Annotated in this window: 14 protein-coding genes and 1 pseudogene; 2 read left to right on the top strand and 13 right to left on the bottom strand. The window is 49.1% G+C overall.

Features of this window, described 5'->3' with window-relative positions; genetic code table 11:
- Positions 1–507 precede the first annotated feature (507 nt).
- Positions 508–684: pseudogene (locus DDZ15_RS17045) on the top strand (IS1595 family transposase); the annotation flags it as partial.
- A 260-nt stretch (positions 685–944) separates the two neighbouring features.
- On the opposite strand, the gene DDZ15_RS01180 reads toward DDZ15_RS17045, so the two are convergent.
- The 12 genes from DDZ15_RS01180 to DDZ15_RS01125 all read right to left on the bottom strand — a co-directional run bounded on the left by DDZ15_RS01180 (position 945) and on the right by DDZ15_RS01125 (position 17,113).
- Positions 945–3,497, bottom strand: a complete 2,553-nt coding sequence (locus DDZ15_RS01180) for a M1 family metallopeptidase (protein ID WP_109644040.1) — start codon at positions 3,495–3,497, stop codon at positions 945–947.
- Positions 3,498–3,732: 235 nt separating this feature from the next.
- Positions 3,733–4,269: an REP-associated tyrosine transposase gene (locus DDZ15_RS01175; protein WP_109644038.1), complete on the bottom strand. Its 537-nt coding sequence runs from the start codon at positions 4,267–4,269 to the stop codon at positions 3,733–3,735.
- A 228-nt stretch (positions 4,270–4,497) separates the two neighbouring features.
- Positions 4,498–6,195, bottom strand: coding sequence for a sodium:solute symporter family protein (locus tag DDZ15_RS01170; RefSeq protein WP_109644036.1), 1,698 nt, complete (start codon positions 6,193–6,195; stop codon positions 4,498–4,500).
- Complete coding sequence (locus DDZ15_RS01165; protein WP_109644034.1) at positions 6,192–6,461, bottom strand: DUF4212 domain-containing protein; 270 nt, start codon at positions 6,459–6,461, stop codon at positions 6,192–6,194. The genes DDZ15_RS01170 and DDZ15_RS01165 overlap by 4 nt, the downstream gene beginning before the upstream one ends.
- A gap of 263 nt (positions 6,462–6,724) precedes the next feature.
- Positions 6,725–7,900, bottom strand: a complete 1,176-nt coding sequence (locus DDZ15_RS01160) for a hypothetical protein (protein WP_109644032.1) — start codon at positions 7,898–7,900, stop codon at positions 6,725–6,727.
- Between the two features lie 26 nt (positions 7,901–7,926).
- A complete protein-coding gene (locus DDZ15_RS01155) occupies positions 7,927–8,610 on the bottom strand; it encodes an ABC transporter ATP-binding protein (RefSeq protein ID WP_109644030.1) in 684 nt (227 codons plus the stop codon).
- Positions 8,611–8,796: 186 nt separating this feature from the next.
- Positions 8,797–10,017 (bottom strand): ABC transporter permease, encoded by a 1,221-nt coding sequence (locus DDZ15_RS01150; protein WP_109644029.1) that lies wholly within the window; start codon positions 10,015–10,017, stop codon positions 8,797–8,799.
- A 58-nt stretch (positions 10,018–10,075) separates the two neighbouring features.
- A complete protein-coding gene (locus DDZ15_RS01145; RefSeq protein WP_109644027.1) occupies positions 10,076–11,296 on the bottom strand; it encodes an ABC transporter permease in 1,221 nt (406 codons plus the stop codon).
- 193 nt (positions 11,297–11,489) lie between these two features.
- The gene (locus DDZ15_RS01140; protein ID WP_242978829.1) at positions 11,490–12,281 is read right to left on the bottom strand and encodes an outer membrane lipoprotein-sorting protein; all 792 of its coding nucleotides are present in this window, start codon (positions 12,279–12,281) and stop codon (positions 11,490–11,492) included.
- A gap of 249 nt (positions 12,282–12,530) precedes the next feature.
- Positions 12,531–14,639: a S9 family peptidase gene (locus tag DDZ15_RS01135; RefSeq protein WP_242978827.1), complete on the bottom strand. Its 2,109-nt coding sequence runs from the start codon at positions 14,637–14,639 to the stop codon at positions 12,531–12,533.
- Between the two features lie 201 nt (positions 14,640–14,840).
- Positions 14,841–16,076: an aminotransferase class I/II-fold pyridoxal phosphate-dependent enzyme gene (locus DDZ15_RS01130; protein ID WP_109644025.1), complete on the bottom strand. Its 1,236-nt coding sequence runs from the start codon at positions 16,074–16,076 to the stop codon at positions 14,841–14,843.
- A gap of 137 nt (positions 16,077–16,213) precedes the next feature.
- Entirely contained in the window at positions 16,214–17,113 is a 900-nt protein-coding gene (locus DDZ15_RS01125; RefSeq protein WP_109644023.1) for an aldo/keto reductase, read from the bottom strand.
- Positions 17,114–17,245: 132 nt separating this feature from the next.
- Here DDZ15_RS01125 and DDZ15_RS01120 point away from each other — a divergent pair, with 132 nt between their 5' ends.
- Complete coding sequence (locus DDZ15_RS01120) at positions 17,246–17,440, top strand: hypothetical protein (protein WP_109644021.1); 195 nt, start codon at positions 17,246–17,248, stop codon at positions 17,438–17,440.
- On the opposite strand, the gene DDZ15_RS01115 is transcribed toward DDZ15_RS01120, so the two are convergent.
- Complete coding sequence (locus tag DDZ15_RS01115; RefSeq protein ID WP_109644018.1) at positions 17,434–18,339, bottom strand: diacylglycerol/lipid kinase family protein; 906 nt, start codon at positions 18,337–18,339, stop codon at positions 17,434–17,436. The two genes, DDZ15_RS01120 and DDZ15_RS01115, sit on opposite strands and share 7 nt — an antisense overlap.
- Between the last annotated feature and the right edge of the window lie 420 nt (positions 18,340–18,759).

Genomic DNA, 18,759 nt, shown 5'->3' with positions numbered 1-18,759 from the left:
CACATTTTTTATAAGAAATCTGATCATGAACAGAATAAAGCTCTATTGGTCTGTATAAAACATTGAGCAATAATGAATAACAAGTATGTAAACCGTGCAAAAATTTCGGAAGCGAAATTCAGGGAGCTCGTGCGCTACTTTGTTCTGGATCTGAATGCCAAACAGATTGCAGAACTGACAAAGCTGAACCGAAATACCGTTAACAGATACCTGACAGAAATTCGCCGGAAAATAGACCGCTATTGCACTGCTACATCTGAATTGCCGAGAGTTCAGTCCGGACCCCCAGATGCATCGAAAGGAGCGGATATCCAGTACGTATTGATTCGCTATTATCGGGGCAAGATCATAACGGATCCGGTTTTTGGGAGCGGGAATCGTTCATTAAATGATCAGACGTGGGTTAAAACAAGTTCTGAAACCGGATTCAGCCTCGTTATTGATCCGGAAACCGGGACAACCGTGCCGCTTACACAGGATAGCGCAAGGGATCAGGGTGATACGGGCATGAACCGCGTGAAAAGTTTTTGGGCCAACGCCAAGACAAGGATGGCTAAGTTTAAAGGGCTGCACCCCTCCACCTACCGGTACCACCTGAGAGAGTGTGAGTTCAGATTCAACAACCGCGACAAGGATCTTTACCAGCTGCTGCTGAAAATCCTGAGAAAGGATCCCCTGTTTTAGTCAGGATCAGGAAATAGTGGGTATTCATTTTTTTATTTCATGACTAGCAGGGGTAGAGGTTGGTATTGGATGGGCAAGGCAGCGGAGCTGCGAGGGGGCATATCCACAGTGGAACTGTGGATAAGGTGGGACTGTGGATGAGGTGGAACTGTCAGCGGAGCTGCGGGGGGCATATCCACAGTGGAACTGTGGATAAGGTGGGACTGTGGATGAGGTATGGAACTGTGGATATAGGTGGTACTGTGGATGAGGGTCCTGGATTATGGAGCTAATATGGTGTTAGACCTGAAGAGCATGTCGGCGCTTTGCAGTATTTTCATTCGGAGCTGCTCGTTATAACCGGGTCGCTCATTCAGGAATGTGCGCACGGTTTCTACGGCGTTATCGGAAGAGTGGTTTGAAAGCGTGGCGTCAAGCCAGCGGCTGGGAAAGAAAATATCCCCCGTAACCTGAATCTCCTCCAGCAGTTCAAGGCTCGGAAGAATGTATTTTTCGGAATGATCAGTACGCAAGGGGTGGTGAAGGTAGTTGAGTGAACTTATAACCCAGGATTCGATTTCCCTGTTCTCCGGGTTTTTGAGGCTTTCAAAAAACTGATCGCGCACGGACGGATCCGCTGAGAGTGCGGGCTGCAGAAATTCGAACCGCCTTTTTCTGTCGCTGTCCTGAATGTTGTCAAGCTGGATACGAAGTATGTCCTCAGCACGGGGATGGGATTTGACTGCGAGGATTGCCGCTATTCCCGTCAGGTCATTATCGGAAAGCGAAAGTCCCTCAATTTTCGTATTTCCGGCCCAGACGTCATAAAGCCGCTGAACACCGTTTTCCGTTACGGCAACATTCCGGTACGAATCGAAGAAAATCCTCTTGCGGCTGGCATCCGGTTGCTGCATCATCAGATTCCATAACATCTCTTCCAGGCCGGGTGCCGCACTTTCCCGTTCTTCCTTACTCATGAGATTCCAGTAAATCGTACCAAGGTAGCTTAGTGCCCGGTTCAGCAGTAGCTGATTGCTTTCGGACCGAATTATGTTCAACAGTCTGCCGTAATAGTCAGCCGGATCAACCACACCCTCCAGCATGTTTTCATAAAGATTGATCAGCTCGGAACCTTTGGCGGTATCGCCAAATTCCAGCCAGGCTTCCAGGTTATCGGGCGAGGCAGGAAAGAGGCCGTATCCATACCCATTGGCATTGTAGATTCTGTTATTCCCGAGAGCCTGATCCAATTCTGTGGCTGCACCTTGCGATGTTACCAGCCGGGTTTGCGTTCCGGAGGGCGAAAGTTCAACAATCGAAAATTGCTGCGGCCAGAAACGGCTCCTTTGTCCGGCGGGATCTGTTTGAAGCAGGGATGCGGAACCATTTCTCACGATGCTGAAGTGTGGCCTTCCGGGCGTGTTTACCCACACGTCACTCCAGGCAGCAAGGTCGGTGGATGTTTTTTGATCCAGGATCCGAATCAGGTCAGGCCATGTGGCATTTTCAAAAGCATACGAGCTGAGATATTCACGTATTCCCTCCCTGAAAAGATCATCCCCCAGAAGCAGCTCAAGCTGTCGCATCATAATCGGAGCCTTATTGTAAATGATGGGACCATACATCTGCCCGGCCTCATTCAGGTTTGCAAGGTTCTGCCGGATAGGATTTGCACCTTCTGTTCGGTCAACCGAGTATGCAGAGGGGTGGTGCCTCAGAAGGAAATTGAGCTCGTGATTGATATCCGGAAATTCCGGATTCATAATTTTGGCAGCCAAGAAGTTGGCATAAACCTCTTTGGTCCACACGTCATTGAACCATTTCATGGTAACCAGATTGCCGAACCACATGTGTGCGGTTTCATGAGCAATCAGTGATGCCCTGCTGAGTAGCCGGGAGTCGGATGGATCTTCATCCAGAAAGAGGGATCCTGCACGGTATTGTATAGCGCCGACATGCTCCATGCCCCCGTATGGGAAGGCGGGGATCAATGCAAAATCAAATTTTTGAAAGGGGTGTTCTATGGCGGTATACTCTTCAAGCCACTCCAGGGAGGCAGCATGAAGTTCAAAGATGTCGTCCAGGTTTCTTTCCACTTTTTCCGGATCCGACTCGCGGTGCAGCATGGTCATCTCCACACCGTTCACCGTTCGGGTCACCTTCTCAAAGCGGCCGGCCACAAATGAAAAGAGATAGGAGCTGAACCTGTCGGATGGTCTGAATTCAAGGATTTTGGTGGAGTCTTCTTGAATTACATCGCTTAGAGCTGCATTGGATACAGCTTCCCATTCTGATGGAATTTCCAGCGTTAATTTATAAACGGCTTTCAGATCGGGCTGATCGAAAAGAGGAAATGCGGTCCGTGCGCGATCGGGCACAAAGAGTGTAAAAAGGTAGTCAGGATTGCGGTTGAGTGACGATTCACCGGCAATCAGTTCAATATCCACCTGATTCTCTCCCGGATGCAGCATTCCTGCCGGAAGCAGGATGTGTTCATTTTCATATATAATCTCCGCAGATGTGCCGTTTACAGTGAGGGACCGGAGTTTATCAGCCGATTCACGGAAATCGAGCGGAATGTCATATCCTTCATTATTCAGGGTAAACTTTATTGAAACCGTTGCAGGAATCGGCATTTCCCGCCGTTCGGGGATGTTGAAATAGAGCGTGTACTGAATGTCGGAGAGCAGTGATTTTCTGAATTCCGCCAGCTCAAGAGAAACACCCGGTTCATTCGGTGGTACAGACAGGGATTTGCCGCATGAGATGAGACCGGTTGACAGCACAAAGGGGAGAAGAAGGAGTAAGAGGAAAGCAAAGCTGTAACGGTGCATGATTTGTATTTACTGTGGTAAGAGGATAGTGATATGAGTGTTTGGGTATTTGGATGATACAAAGATTATGGAGAGTTCGATAGTTGAAAGTGGGTGTATGGCAGCAGAGCTGCCAGCTCCTTCTGCGCAGTGGAACTGCGCAGAAGACTCGGTAGCGGAACTGCTCAGGAGACTCGGCAATGGAACTGCGCAGGAGGCTTGGCAATGGAACTGTGCAGGAGATTCAGGTGCATATTCATGGTTCGAAAAGCGTAATGGGTATTAATGCATCCAGTCCGAGATAATTTCGGGCTGATGAGTATCGCCAGTCCTCCTGGTGGTCCACATACCCCCGCTGTACAGGGTTCCGGTGAATATATTCGATTTTTTGGATCATCATGCGGTCACTGTAAATATGAACGGGATGAAAGCCTTCCTGCCACAGCTGATGGATGGAATCCGTATGTGAGGGATTCTTTGCCCGTTTCAGTTTTGACAGGTGGAGGTACCGCCCGATGTCTGCAAACAGATCAATGATAGAACGGGCAGTCCATGATTTGAAGGCCTGAATATTTGAGGAAAGTTTATTAGCCTGAATCACCATGTGAATGTGATTTTCCATGATGACATACGCATAGAGTCTGGCATCACGCTGTTCCTGCAGAAAGCAGAGTGCATTCAACAGAATATCTGCTGCAGGCGGGTTTGCGAAGATCGGATAACCCTCAACCACAGAACTTGTGATAAAGTAGGGGTATGCGGAATCGTATACGCGGTTTGCCGAACGGCCCATGTTGGAGAGTTTCTGTCCTGGTTTTATGCGATAACTTTCTTTTTAGGTATGAACCGGACTTTTGTGATTCCTTACAGGGTTTTTGGATTTTTTTTCGAATGGCAGCGGAGCTGCCGGGGGGCATGCGCAGTGGAACTGCGCAAGAGGGGGTGGAACTGCGCAAGAGGAATGGAATTGCGCAAGAGGAGTGGAACCGCGCAAGAGGGGAGTGGAACTGCGTACGAGGGGTCAGGAGGGCGGATTGCCGGGATCGGATTTTCTGGGGATGCGGATCTCCTCAATCATCTCCTGGATATCCTGCGGAGGATTATCGGAGAACCGGCTTACCGTGAGGGCGACGATCAGGTTGAGAGCCATGCCGAGCGTGCCGATTCCTTCGGGCGAAATCCCGAACCACCAGTGTTCTGCATTGTTGAGTTCCGGGTTTATATAGGTAAACCAGACAATGTAGGCTGCCGTAAAGAGGATACCGGTAATCATCCCTGCGATGGCTCCCTGCTTATTCATCGTTTTGGAGAAGATGCCGAGCAGTATAGCCGGAAAGAATGAGGCGGCGGCAAGGCCGAACGCAAATGCAACGGTTTGCGCAACAAACCCGGGAGGATTTACGCCAAAATAGCCGGCTACAATCACAGCGCCTCCTGCAGCCACCCGGGCGAATATCAGTTCGCGCTGATGGGTGATATCGGGTACGAAGGTGCGCCGTATCAGGTCCCGTGCAACGGATGTGGAGATAACGAGCAATAATCCGGCAGCTGTAGACAGGGCTGCAGCCAATCCACCTGCAGCCACCAGACCGACCACCCAGTTGGGAAGCTGCGCAATCTCGGGATTCGCCAGTACCATAATATCCCTGTCGATGGTAAGCTCATTGGTTTCTTCGTCCGGAGAGTAAAAAACGATTTCATCTGCGTTCTTGTCATCGAAATGTATCAATCCGGTATCCTCCCACGTGCTAAACCATTCAGGCAGTTCTGAATAGGGCTGATTGCTCACGGTTTCGAGAAGGTTTGCACGGGCAAAAGCGGCAACGGCCGGCGCGGTGGTGTAAAGAATTGCGATAAAAAGCAGAGCGTAACCGGCCGAAACCCTTGCATCTCGAACCCTTTTAACCGTAAAAAAACGAACGATTACATGAGGGAGACCGGCCGTACCGACCATCAGCGCGGCTGTAATAAAAAAGACATCGATCGTTGATTTGGTGCCGCTGGTGTAGGGGTCAAAACCAAGTTCGGTACTCAGGCCGTCCAGCCGGTCGAGCAGGTACGTACCGGGCTGCTCTGCAAGGGTTCCCCCAAAACCTACCTGCGGGATGACGTTGCCGGTCATTAGCATAGAGATGAAAATAGCCGGAACCAGGTATGCAAATATTAATACGCAGTATTGAGCCACCTGGGTATAGGTAATGCCTTTCATTCCGCCCATAACCGCATAGAAGAAGACAATGATCATACCAATAAAAACACCAGTCTCGATTTCCACACTCAGAAAACGGGAGAAAACAATCCCCACTCCGCGCATCTGTCCTGCTACGTAAGTAAATGAGATAAATACGGCACAGACTACGGCAACAAGACGCGCGGTCTGTGAGTAGTACCGGTCACCGACAAAATCCGGTACCGTAAACTTTCCAAATTTTCGGAGATAAGGGGCCAGAAGAAGTGCCAGAAGAACATATCCTCCCGTCCAGCCCATCAGATATACCGACCCGTCCCTGCCAACGAAGCTGATAATACCCGCCATGGATATGAATGACGCCGCAGACATCCAGTCAGCGGCCGTGGCCATCCCATTGGCGAGCGGGGATACGCGTCCGCCCGCAACATAGAACTCCTTGGTGGATGCGGCCCTGGCCCAGACGGCAATGCCGATATAGAGTAAAAACGTAAGTCCGACAATCAGAAATGTCCACGCCTGAATGCTCATTTTTCGGACTCCTCCAGTTCGTCAAAATCATATTTTTTGTCAAGCCGGTTCATCAGCCAAACGTAGATGAAAATGAGAATCACAAAGACGTAGATGGATCCCTGCTGTGCAAACCAGAATCCCAGCTTGAAACCGCCCATTCGGAACTGGTCGAGCCAGTCGACAAACAGGATGCCTGCACCATACGACACGATGAACCAGACCGCCAGAAGGGAGGCGAGGTAGATCAGGTTCTGCCGCCAGTATTGTTGAGCTTTGTTGTTCATGGGTTTCAGCTAACGGCTTATTATAGCCAATGGAGCATGGGAAGGCAATTATTTTTCCATCAGGGTGCAAGGCTCATGGTACAAGGCTCAGGGGGGCAGGCAGCAAGCTGCAGGATTCAGGGTGAGGGGTTTAAGGTTTAATGTTTGAGGTTTGAGGTTCAGTCATTAAAATCCCGTCTCCCGTCTCCCGTCTCCCGTCTCCCGTCTCCCGTCTCCCGTCTGACTTCTGACGTCTCACGTTTGACATTTTACGCCCAGATAAATCAAAAATTCCACTTGAGGGAGGCGGCGACAATACTGCCGGCATTGGCGAAAGCGGATGATTCGCCGCCGATGAAGATCTGGCTCAGCATGTTGAAATCCGTATTTTGTCCTACGGACCACGTGACGGAGGGTGATACAAAAAGAGCTTCTTCATCTGGATACCAAATGGCAGCCAGAGAACCGTTCCAGACAGGAGAAAACGGATAGCTTGCGCTTGTGGTAAACTGATAGCGCGAAAAAGAGGGATTATCTGCAGCCAGCGGTTCGCCCAGCAGTACAAACCGGTCGGATCCCCCGTCTTTATTGTAGAGCCCCTCTATAATCAAAAAGAGACTGTTGTCGAACATGTGGTCTGCAGAGACAGCGGCCACCAAATTGGTTGGACGATCCCCGGCCGAATTTTCTTCCAGATCCGTGAAAAGCATCACTTCTCCCTTAAATCCGGATTGGCGGATGCTGCCTGCCCAGCCTCCGCCGACCCCAAGACGGTCCCGGTAGTAGCCCGTTATCACCTGTATATCATAACCGCGCGTATTGAACACATACATGGCCGCAGCAACAGAATTGCGGACCTCTTTTGCCGGGCTCCAGGCAAGTTCTATGCGCGAAGCCCAGTCGATGAAATGCTGTATTCTGACCGCATCTGTACCGGGACGTTCCGGATAGTCGAACTCATAGAACGAATAGATGTTAAAGAGGTCGTTCGGATTTGTAACCGTATTGATACCCCAGTTAATTCGCTGCCTCCCGGCTGTAATTCGCCATTCGTCATTGTACCAGTCCAGATTAAGACGATCGGGGATGTAGTGCAGCAGCCAGCGGTCGCGGTCGGCAATGACCCACGAGAGATTTACAATGCCGTCGTCCACGTCGATCAGATCCCGGTAACCCGGACCGGGGAGGTCATTCAGTTCGCTTACTAATTCACCCGCAAAAAAGCGGGTGCGCATTTCCCAGTTCAATGAGAAATTGGATGTAAACCGATATTGCAGGTTGAGCCGGTTCTGAAAACGGTGCTCCCAGAAAGAGTCCTTTTCGAAGAGTGCCGGCAGATCCGCATCGATATAAACCGACATGGCCTGAATATAGCCCGACAGTCGGAAATCGTCACTTTGGGCACGGATGGAACCTGAAGCCCAGAGCGTCAGAATTGATATGAAAATAAGTTGTTTCACTTTTGCCTTCTCCCTTACATACCGAATTATTTCCTCTCGTCCTTATCGATGGCTCCGTCGACCATGGTGATCACCCTTCTGGCCCGATCGATCACCCGCTGATCGTGGGTGGAGAAGATAAAGGTCATATGTTCCTCTTTGTTCATCTTTTCCATGAGATCCAGCAGGCTCATGGCAGAGTCAGTGTCCAAGTTAGCCGTCGGTTCATCGGCAAGTATAAATCTGGGCCTTGAGGCCAGTGCCCTCGCCACGGCAACCCGCTGCTGTTCTCCGCCCGAAAGCTGCTTGGGCCTAGAATCCATTTTGTCTTTCAAACCCATGGCGGTCAACAACTCTTCGGCTCGCTCATTCATCTTCTTTTTGTCCCACTTTTGCAGAAGCATGATGAAATTGACATTTTCGAATGCCGTAAATACGGGGATCAGGTTATAGGCCTGAAATACAAAGCCGATATTGTGAAGGCGGAAATCGATCAGTTTGCTGTCTTTCATTCCGGTAATCCGTGTTCCCTCAATCTCCACGTATCCATCGCTGGGTTCATCCAGACCGCCGATCATATTCAAAAGCGTGGTTTTGCCCGAGCCCGACGGACCCCGAACCGTTGTAAATTCTCCTTTTTCGAATTCAAGATTCACATCCCGCAGAGCATGCACGGGCACCGTTTCAGGATTGTAAACTTTTGAGAGATTGTGTGTGGATATAATGGACATTTTTTTCAGTGTTTCAGGGCTACAGTGAACAGAGTGTCAGTTGCAAGGCAGAAGGCAAAAGGCAGAAGTGAAAAGTGGGTTGCATATTGAAGCTTAAAATACTGATATAATTTGATATAACTACGATAAAATCGAACTTCTGCCTTTTGCCTTTTGCCTTTTGCCTTTTGCCTTCTGCCTTCTGCCTTATTCCCTCACCACTTCACCCGGATTCAGGCTTAATGCCTTGATGGCCGGATAAACGGCAGCAAGCAGGGCGGTCAATATTACAATTATCGCTGTATTGACAATGTCAGCACCGGTAACAAATGGATATATCACAGAGTCATAGCCAAATTCTGCCAATGAATCACCCCCTACCGCTGACAGGTCCAGTCCGTTTTCACTCATCATATTGATACTTACATAGCCGAGAACCATTCCGGCAGCGGCGGCGAGAAATGTCAGTACAACAGATTCTGTCATAATCATAGAAAAGATTCGCGTTTTACTCATTCCCACAGCCATGAGCATTCCAAGTTCGCGCATCCTTTCGAATATGGCCATGAGCATGGTATTCAGAATACCGAATGCAAGCGCAAGCATAATAACAATCATAATATATACGGTCATCGTATTGCCAAAATCGTTCAGATACCGCAGCTCGGGAGAGAGTTCATACCATGTTTCAGCGGATATCCCATCAAAGCGATTGTTCAGGTCGGAGGCGACTTCATTGCTCATCTCTTCATTCTGCAGCATCACGGCGATTTCATGATAAATCTGCTGCCCGGCCAGGATGGAACTCAGATCATCAGATCTCACGAATACGACTCTTTCGTCCTGGGGACCCGAATTGGTTCTGAAAATTCCGCTGATTGTAAAGGCTGCAGATGAAAGTTCACTGTTCACATCCTGAAAGGTCAGCACAATGCGATTGCCGATTTGCACATTTAATTTCTCAGCCAGCCTCTTGCCAAGAAGAATCGGATTTCGAACATCGGAGTCCAGGTAGTTGCCATAGATCAGGTTTTCATGAAAAGTGGTTGTTTCGGGTTCCCTCACCGGATCTACGCCGCGTACGGAAACACCGGACGTTGTGAGAGACGACTGAATCATTCCGTCGACAAGTGTTCTTGCCGCCGCGCTTTCAACCCGGGTATCGTTTTGAAGGTACTTCAGGATAGAGTCTGCATTCGGCATATACATGGCAGGCTCTCTTTCGGTGAGAAATTGAGGCTGATGTACCTGCAGGTGTGTGAGATCTTCCTGAATCATGTTGGCAAACCGCTGATCAATCATACCGTTGGTTAATGCGGAGAGGGTCATACCTGCCCAGATACCTGCTATAATAGCACCGAGCAGTACACCGCTGCGAGCCGGATGCCTCCAGATATTTCGCCAGGATATGGATAAAATCAACTTCATAAATTACTCTTTGGAACCGGTACAGCAGGATGCATATCTAAGGAGTTCATATAATCAGTTATGTTCTGGAAGCTTCCAGGATGTTCAGGGTTGCAATTTTAATAACAGGATAGAGACTGATAAAAATTGTAAGTGTAAAAACAACAAGCCCCTGCCATAGAAAGATGTCACCGGCAATCGCTGTTGGCATAATGGGCTCCATCCCGTAGTCTCTGATAATTTCGGCTGCATCACCTGTTATTCGAATCGGGTTTTCACGGAAATACAATAAAATGATGCTGCCCAGTGCAAAGCCCGCAATTACGCCCAGGATGCTCATAAAAAAGGTTTCCAGAAAGACAACGGAAGCCAGCCGGATGCGGTGCATGCCAACGGCAAGGAGAATGCCGAATTCCCTCATTCGCTCCAGGGTCATCGTCAGGATAGTTCCGAAGATTCCGAACCCGATGATGACATAAAGTATACCCATGTAGAGCTTGGTGCCTGCGCGGTCAAATTCCAGCGCTTCAACCAGTTCAGGAATCAGCTGTCTCCACGTCAGAATGTTGTAGTTCTCGCCATCAAACTCGCTTCTGAGCGACTCTGCAACTGTGAACGATTCGCTGACGCTTTCCGGCATCACCAGCAAGGAGGTGATCTGGTCTTCAGCGGAAGTAAGCCATTGCGCATCCTGCAGGGAGAGGTAGACAAGCTGATTACTCATATCCCGAACCGGATGATTCACCAAACCGCTTACCGCGAATTTGCCCGCTGCAGTCATTCCAAAACGGCCCTGACCAAGCAATACCAATGTATCACCGACGGCGAGCTCAAGCCTCGAAGCAATACCTTCAGCGAGCACGGCAGAACCGTTTCCGGATGAAAAAAACTCACCTGCGGTAATGCGGCTGCGGAGGTCATTCATTTTATCTTCCGCGTCGGCTTCAATACCCAGCACCATGGCACCGCGGGTTTGCTCATCGCCTGCTGCGAGCATAAAGGTTTCAAGACGGGGCACCGTGAACTCTATGTCGTCTGAAACGGAGGCAACCCGTCTAACCAGTGACGAATCGTAGGTAATGGTGTTGTCGAGAGAGGGTTCATCTTCAAACCGGGAATCCTGAATTTGTATGTACCCTGTGTGAAAACGGGTCATGTTGTCTACCATCAGGTTGTGGCCGCCGCGTTCCAGCGACTCCAGGGAGAGTGCAAACACCACGGCAAACATGACTGAACTGACGGTAATCAGCGTCCTTCGCTTGTTTCTCCAGATATTTCGCCAGGCCAGTTTGAGGAACATGGTTTAGATTTTCAGTGGTTCAGTGGTTCAGTGGTTCAGTGTGTCAGGCAAAAGGCAAAAGGCAAAAGTGAAAAGGGAAAAGGGAAAAAAGTCGCCCGACCGGGCAACCAATAAAGTAAATTTGCTGAACTACTTTAACACCTAATCAGATTAACACTTTTACAACCAATGGACCAGCACACTGGCCACTTGCTCACAACTTCCTTCGCATATTTTGGAGTGAAAAAAAGGACTGCTCCGGAGAGATATTGAATTCAATCTCCCGGTATTCCAGAACGGTCTTATGGTCTGGTTTGTCGGCCGGAGTCAGAGTCATTTTGGCGGGAAGCGTTCGTCCCCCCATTTCACGGATATCGGTCAATTCGATTGTGCTGGCCGGTTCACCCTGCTGATCATAGTTTTTCACTCGCAGCTGGATATACTCCTCTTTATCCACCCATAGCAGCACTTTACCGTATACCACCGCGGCTTCCGGCTTTGGAATCAGTTCCAGCACCCAGCTTTCCCTTCCACGCAAGGTATCCTCCCTGAGGATGCTGTGTTCATAATCCTCGGTTATGGAGCTTTCACGTACCAGGTCATCGTTCGTAAAGTCGGACCCCATCCACGACTGCGACATCATAGAGGGAGGCATTTTAATGGTTCTGTCGATGTTGGGAACGTAATTCCAGATTTCATTTTCCCGCTTGAGGTAGGCCGTACCCTCATCACGGGCCGGTTCTGTAATTTTTATCAGTGAATAATCATCCCCAAGCGACCAGGCTCTCATTGAAACCTTTCGCGTGTACCTGGGTCGTTCGATGGTCATGGTCATCTCGGCATAACTCGATTCACCTCGCATCACCTGATCAACACGCTCAATAATTTCGGAAGCGTCCTGAGCTATCAGCCCCGCAGGCAACAGAATCAGAAGCAGAATTCCCATAAATAAAAAAGGAACCGGCGGTGAGGTGATGCACTTACGCATGCAATGGATTTCAGTCATGGTGATGTGTCAGCCTTTTTCATTTGAAACGCGGTTTGCCGGTTTGCAGAACCGTTCTATTAATATATAAAACAAAATGATGGTATTATATGGGGGAACACCTGAATGAGAGTGCTGCAGTACCGTCAGGATGGTTTGCTTCGCCGGTGAACCTGTATAAAGAACAGTTGAAAGTATGGGTGAGGGAAGTGCGGGAATAAAAAATGCCGGCTGAGATCAACCGGCATTTAAAAAATCAGCAGAGGCGGCTTACTTCAAATGCTCCTCAAAAAATTGAAAGATCCGGAAATACTCGTCATACCACGAATCCGGGTCGGAAAAGCCGTGCCGTTCGGATGGATAAATCATCATCTCAAAATTAGTGTTGCCGCTCTGAACCAGCTCCTCAGCATACTGAAAGGCATCCTGCGAACCCACGTTGTCATCGATAAGCCCGTGGAGCAGGATAACGGGATGCTGCAGTTCGGACGCATAGGTGAGCGGTGAGCTGCGATCATAATGTTCAGGCACCTCCTCCGGATTTCCCAGTCGCGGCAGCGTGTACCAGGGATTGGCATAATAGTAATTCCTCCAGTTGGTAACTTTTCTGAGCGCAGCTGCGGCATGAAACCGCTCCGGTTCAGCTGTTACGGCATAAAGTGCCATAAATCCTCCATAGCTTCCACCATAAATCCCAACCCGGCCGAGATCGAGTGCGCCATCCGTATGATTCTCCACCCAGTCAAGGCCATCCACGATATCTTCGGTTTCATATTTACCCATCCAGTTGGTGACGTCTTCACGGAATTTGCGGCCATAACCGGTACTGTGCCTGTAGTCCACTTCAATCACTACGTATCCGTGCTTCAGCAGATACTGGTTGAACATGTACTCGCGCCAGTAATTGTTCGACCAGCCCTTGTACACATTCTGAAGAGAGCCTGCGCCGTGAACAAAAACCACAACCGGGTACTCGGTTGCTGAATCCCTTGTGTCGAAGCCTTCCGGATAGAGTACCGACATGGAGAGTTCCGTTTCTCCATCGCGGCCGGTAAATCGTACATACTGCTCATCCTGCCAGTTGTAGTCGTAAAAGGATCCGGGCACGGATTGAGTCAGCTGATTTTCTTCCGGATCTTCAGCCGTGAGGTCGATCATATAGAGGTCATACGGCCGGTTGAAATCGGTCTTTGCATAGATCAGATTTTCATTGTCGGGCGAGAGAACGAACTGATACCTGTAGGTGTCATCGGAAGTAAGCTGCCGTGCGGTGCCTTCCCTCAGATTGTGTATGAATATATGGCGTTCACCGTAATCGGCTTCATTGCTTACATATAGTATGGTCTGATCATCCAGCCAGCGCGACCATGTAATTTCAAACTCTCCGCTTGTAAGCTGCTGAACATCGCCGGTGAGCAGGTTTGCCAGATAGAGATGATTCCACCCGCTCTGTTCGGAGGTAAAAAGAAGGCGGTCGGTACGGGGGGCAAACCGGATGGACGTGCCGCTCAGCCATCCGTCCGTGGTGTCTTCGAAAAGAATGGATTCGGAATTATCACGAAAGTTGTAGACAATGATCTCACGGCTCTTAAGCGAGTCGTCTGCGGCATCAATTACGGCAAAATTGCCTGAATAGCTGCCGGCCGCAGAAGACCGGTTCCATCCGGTGAGCAGAGTATCGATCCGGGCTGAATCGATGTGAGCTGAAAAAAAGGTGACATCCGGAATGCCTCTGCTGGACGCACCGGGCACCACAAATTCATCCGCATATTCAGGGAAATAGATTGTTCGTGAATCGGAGAAGTCCGACTGACTTAGAATGAGCCTGCTGCTTCCTGCCCAGCCGCGAATGGAAAAGCCGGGCTCATCGCTGTCCCGCGATGTAACCTGAATCAGTTGAGGAGTTACAACGTCCGTCACCCAAACATCACCCGACCTGATAAAGGCCAGTTTTCTGCTGTTTGGAGACCAAACGGGACTTACATCGCGCTCTTTTGTAGCGATAATCCTGCGAGCAGCAGACCCATCTGTACGGGATACGTACAAGTCGCCCTCTTCGGAATACACCATGAAACGGTTATTCGGAGAGACAATAGATCTTGGAGGAAGTGCCTCTTCATCTGCTTTTACGGGGTCTCCGCCGCTCAAGGCCATTTTATAGAGCCCGGTATCGTAGTATGAAGAGTCATTCCATGCAAAATAAAGGGTGTCGCCGGTTGCGTTGAAATACCTGAACTGCGGACGAATACCCGGAATCACAGGTTCGTGGAAAATCTCTTTTAACGTCAGGCTTTCAGGAACATCCTGTGCGTCAGCGGGTAAGGAAATCAGGAAAAAAAGCAGTGATAAAGCTGTCAGGCAAAGAAATCGCATGGACATGTACAATTTTGGGTTTTTGGATTGCAGCTTAAAATAGAAAAAACCCAAATAACAAAGATAGAGATCCGGAGTTACATTCAGGGCAGATTGCGGCCCGGGTGAAATACACCGCAATTTGGAGTATGCATGGTTTTTTTAGTACAACCGTGTATCGCGATCAGCAGTGAACGATCGGGATGCTACATTCGGGATCGTTTACCCTCAGACTGTAACATTTTCTTCGAAAGCCGGTTTCTTAAGCGCAATGGGTTTGATCGCTTCAAATGCAGCCAGGGTTTTTTCAATGTGTGCATCGGTGTGACCCGCCATTGGAATAAGGCGAATAAGAACCACGCCTTTGGGTACAACCGGGTATGCTACACCGCTGACAAACACGCCGTGCTCTTCGCGCATTTCACGCATGATGGTCTGGCAAAGATCCGTACTGCCTGCTGTTAGAACGGGTGTGACCGGACTTTCGGATGGGAGGACATTATACCCGATATTAATCAGACCCTCACGCAACTTGCGAGTATTTTCCCAAAGTTTTTCTCTCCACTGCGGATTCTGCCGAATCAGTTTCAGACGCTCTCTTGCAGATATCACAAGCGCCGTTGGAAGCGATTTGGCAAAAATCTGGCTTCGGGTGTTGGCCTTCAAAAATTCAATAACGCGGGGTTCCGTAGCAATAAAAGCACCGATGAGCGCAACCGCTTTTGCAAAGGTTCCAAAATAGATGTCAATGCCATCGTGGCAGCCCAGCTGGGTTCCGGCGCCTGAGCCGTCATGGCCGAGCGTACCAAAACCGTGTGCATCATCCACGAGGAGCCTGAACGGATACTTTTCTTTCAGGGCAATAATCTCCCTGAGTTTGCCCAAATCGCCTGTCATACCGAACACACCTTCGGTTACGACCAGTATGGATGAATTGGGCTTCATTTTGGAGACAGCGCGTTTGAGCTGTTTTTCGAGGCTCTCCATGTCATTGTGCTTGAATACAGACTTTTCAGCCATGGCCAGTTGCTTGCCATCTACGATACAGGCGTGGCTGAGCTCGTCGTAAATCAGGAAATCATTGCGGTCGACGAGCGCATGAATCACGCTCATTATCCCCTGGTATCCGTAATTGAGAAGGAGGGATTTTGGCTTGTGCATGAAATCGGAAAGCTCGCGTTCGAGGGCCTCATGCTCATTCGAATTTCCGGTCATCAGCCGTGCACCCATGGGGTTACTGAAGCCGTATTGTTCAGCTGCTTTTTTGTCGACTTCACGGATATGGGGGTGATTCCCTACACTGAGGTAGTCGTTTACACTCCAGACAACCATATCCTTGCCGTTGAACTTCATTTCAGGGCCAATGGGACCCTCAAGTTTTGGGAATGTGTAATATCCGTAACCGTCGGATGTAAATGCTCCCAGAGGTCCGGGGCGACCTTCCAGCTTATCAAAAAGATCCATACAAGGAGGAGATTAAGTCAGTAATATTCAAAAAGCTCTTTTCTAAAGAGCACCATTGTGTCGAAAATGGGGTGTGAAAATGATTTGAAAATGTAAGGAAAATGGCCCTGTTGTCAAAAATTCATCTTTACATCAAATTATGCGACTGGATGCCCTCTGGAAGCCTCCAGAATCCTGAACCAGTCCTGTTTTTCCATATTCAGGGAAAGGGCGTCGGCTGCTGACCGGATTCGTTCTATTTTTCCTGTTCCCAGTACCGGAAACGGACTGCAGGGCAGTGCCATAAGCCAGGCCAAGGCAAGCTGATCGATGGAGGCGCTGTATTTTTCACTAAGCTTAAAAAGGACCTGGCGTACTCTGTGGGGTGCGTCACCGCTGCCGGTAAAAAGCCTTCCGCCGGCAAATGGAGACCAGATCATGGGTGAAGCATTATATCTCTGTGCCTGATCAAATGTGCCGTCAAACAGAGCGATTGTGTGCAGAACAGAGCATTCCACCTGATTGGTGACAAGGCATTCGTCCATGGCAGATTGCAGCAGGTTGAATTGTGAAGGAGTGAAGTTTGAGACGCCCACATAGCGCACCTTTTGCTCATTGATCAGTTTCAGAAACGTGTTGGCTACCTCTGAGGCATCCATGAGTGGATCCGGACGGTGTATCAGCAGAAGGTCAATCCGCTCTGTATTCAGGTTTCTGAGTGAATTCTCCACCGACATCCTGATATGCTCTTCACCCGTATTGTAGTGTTGTATCGCGTATTCCGGTTTTCCGGGTACCGGGAGACAGATTCCGCATTTGGTTACAATTTCAATCTTATCCCTTAGGTCGGGCCTTTCCCTGAGAGCGTTTCCGAACAAGGCTTCATTTCCGTAATTGCCGTAAATATCGGCATGATCGAATGTAGTAACCCCTGCCTCAACACACTCTTCAATAAACCGGATCAAATCGTCTGTGCTTAAATCCCATTCATGCAGCCGCCACATGCCGGCCGAGAGTGTCGATAATTCGGGGCCATCGGGGTGAATTGGTTTTTTCATATTTCTTTAATTTGTTGAAATTCATGAAGATAAAGAAACTATTTGACGGCCTAAATCGTTATATAACCGAGTATAAACTTGATTTATCTCAATAATCTCTCATTTTATATAGTGTAACCAAATAACTCAATTATGTCTGAAGAAAAGAAATTTGAGGAGATGATTGACAATCCGACCAAGCATCAGCTGAAGGCCATTCACCATGCTCGTGAACGGGCCTGCATAGATGCCATGAAGTCGTCTACCTCAAAAAATCCGCATAACAAGGGGTCTGATCTTGCGGGTTTGTGGGAATACGTCTATGAAGAATACTATGCCATTCAGTGACCTGCAATGACCGGCAGAATACCCCTCTCAACGGTTATGTAAAGATTGTGAATCTCCGTTCCCAGCTGCTCCCCGTCTGCGTGAACAGCCACAGCTGTTTCTGCATGAACGTTAAGTGATGTTACTTTTTGCGTATTCAAAGCGTTCATCCAAGTTGCAGGACCATTTTTAAAACAGGACATATAGAGCAAAATTTTTGGAACGGATATCTTGTCCACCGTCACCAGATCCGCCCGGCCATCGAAAAGGGTTGCCCCGGGCGCAATATAGAAAGTGCCGCCTTCCCATTTCCCATTGCACACCGTTACCATTAAAAATTCACCGGAGAGATCCTTTTTTTCGGGTCCGGAAGTTATAGAAAACAGCGCACCGCGGAACTTGAACGATGCTTTTAATGCTCCCATGACGTAGATGATGAATCCTTTTATCCGGTGAAAGGATTTTGAGTAGTGATTTGCCAGTCCGTCCAATCCAATTCCCAGCGTGTTGACGCACCAGCCCTCCGAATCCCCTTTAAATCGTATAAGGTCTGCATTCTGAAATTTATTTTTTTGGATGAGATCCAGAATGGCTTCGCGGCTTTCAGGAAGATTCAGTGATTTGGCAAAATCATTGCCCGTACCCACCGGCAGAACGGCAAATCCCGTTCCGATACCCGCAATTCCGTTTACCACCTGGTGAACCGTACCGTCGCCCCCGCAGGCCACGATCACATCAAATTCGGCCGCTTTTTTTGCGGCAAGCTCCTTCATCGGCTCATCCGGTGTTGAAAGAACGACTTCAAATCTGTGCCATCGCTGCTCCGCCTGCCTTCGGAGCCATGCTGCATGCCGGGCCGACCGGCTTTTATCGGCTGCGGGGTTCAGAATAAAACAGACGGAGGTTGGGCTTTTTTCCATGAAGTGGAAGTAACGAATTCGGAATTCAAATTACCAACTTTCAGGCAGAAGGGAAACGTCAGGCGTCAGACATGAGACGGGAAAATTTCGATTGGTCCCGATCCCGAAAGCTTTCGGGACGGGAGCGATTTGTGATTTGTGATCTCAGAAGTATCTTAGTATTGAGTATTGAGTATTGAGTATTGAGTATTGAGTATTGAGTATGAAAAATATACCCTGCCTTTGCTGACCGCTGACCGCTGACTGGCGATGAGTGATTTGCGATTTCAGAAAAATTTACCATCCTGCACCCTGAAGCCTGAAGCCTGAAGCCTGAAGCCTGAAGCCTGAAGCCTGAAGCCTGAAGCCTGAAGCCTGAAGCCTGAAGCCTGAAGCCTGAAGCCTGAAGCCTGAAGCCTGAAGCCTGAAGCCTGAAGCCTG

The organism is Rhodohalobacter mucosus (assembly GCF_003150675.1).
Lineage (GTDB): Bacteria > Bacteroidota > Rhodothermia > Balneolales > Balneolaceae > Rhodohalobacter > Rhodohalobacter mucosus.
Note: the sequence above shows the minus strand (reverse complement) of the source record. Positions and strands in the feature narration are given on the sequence as shown.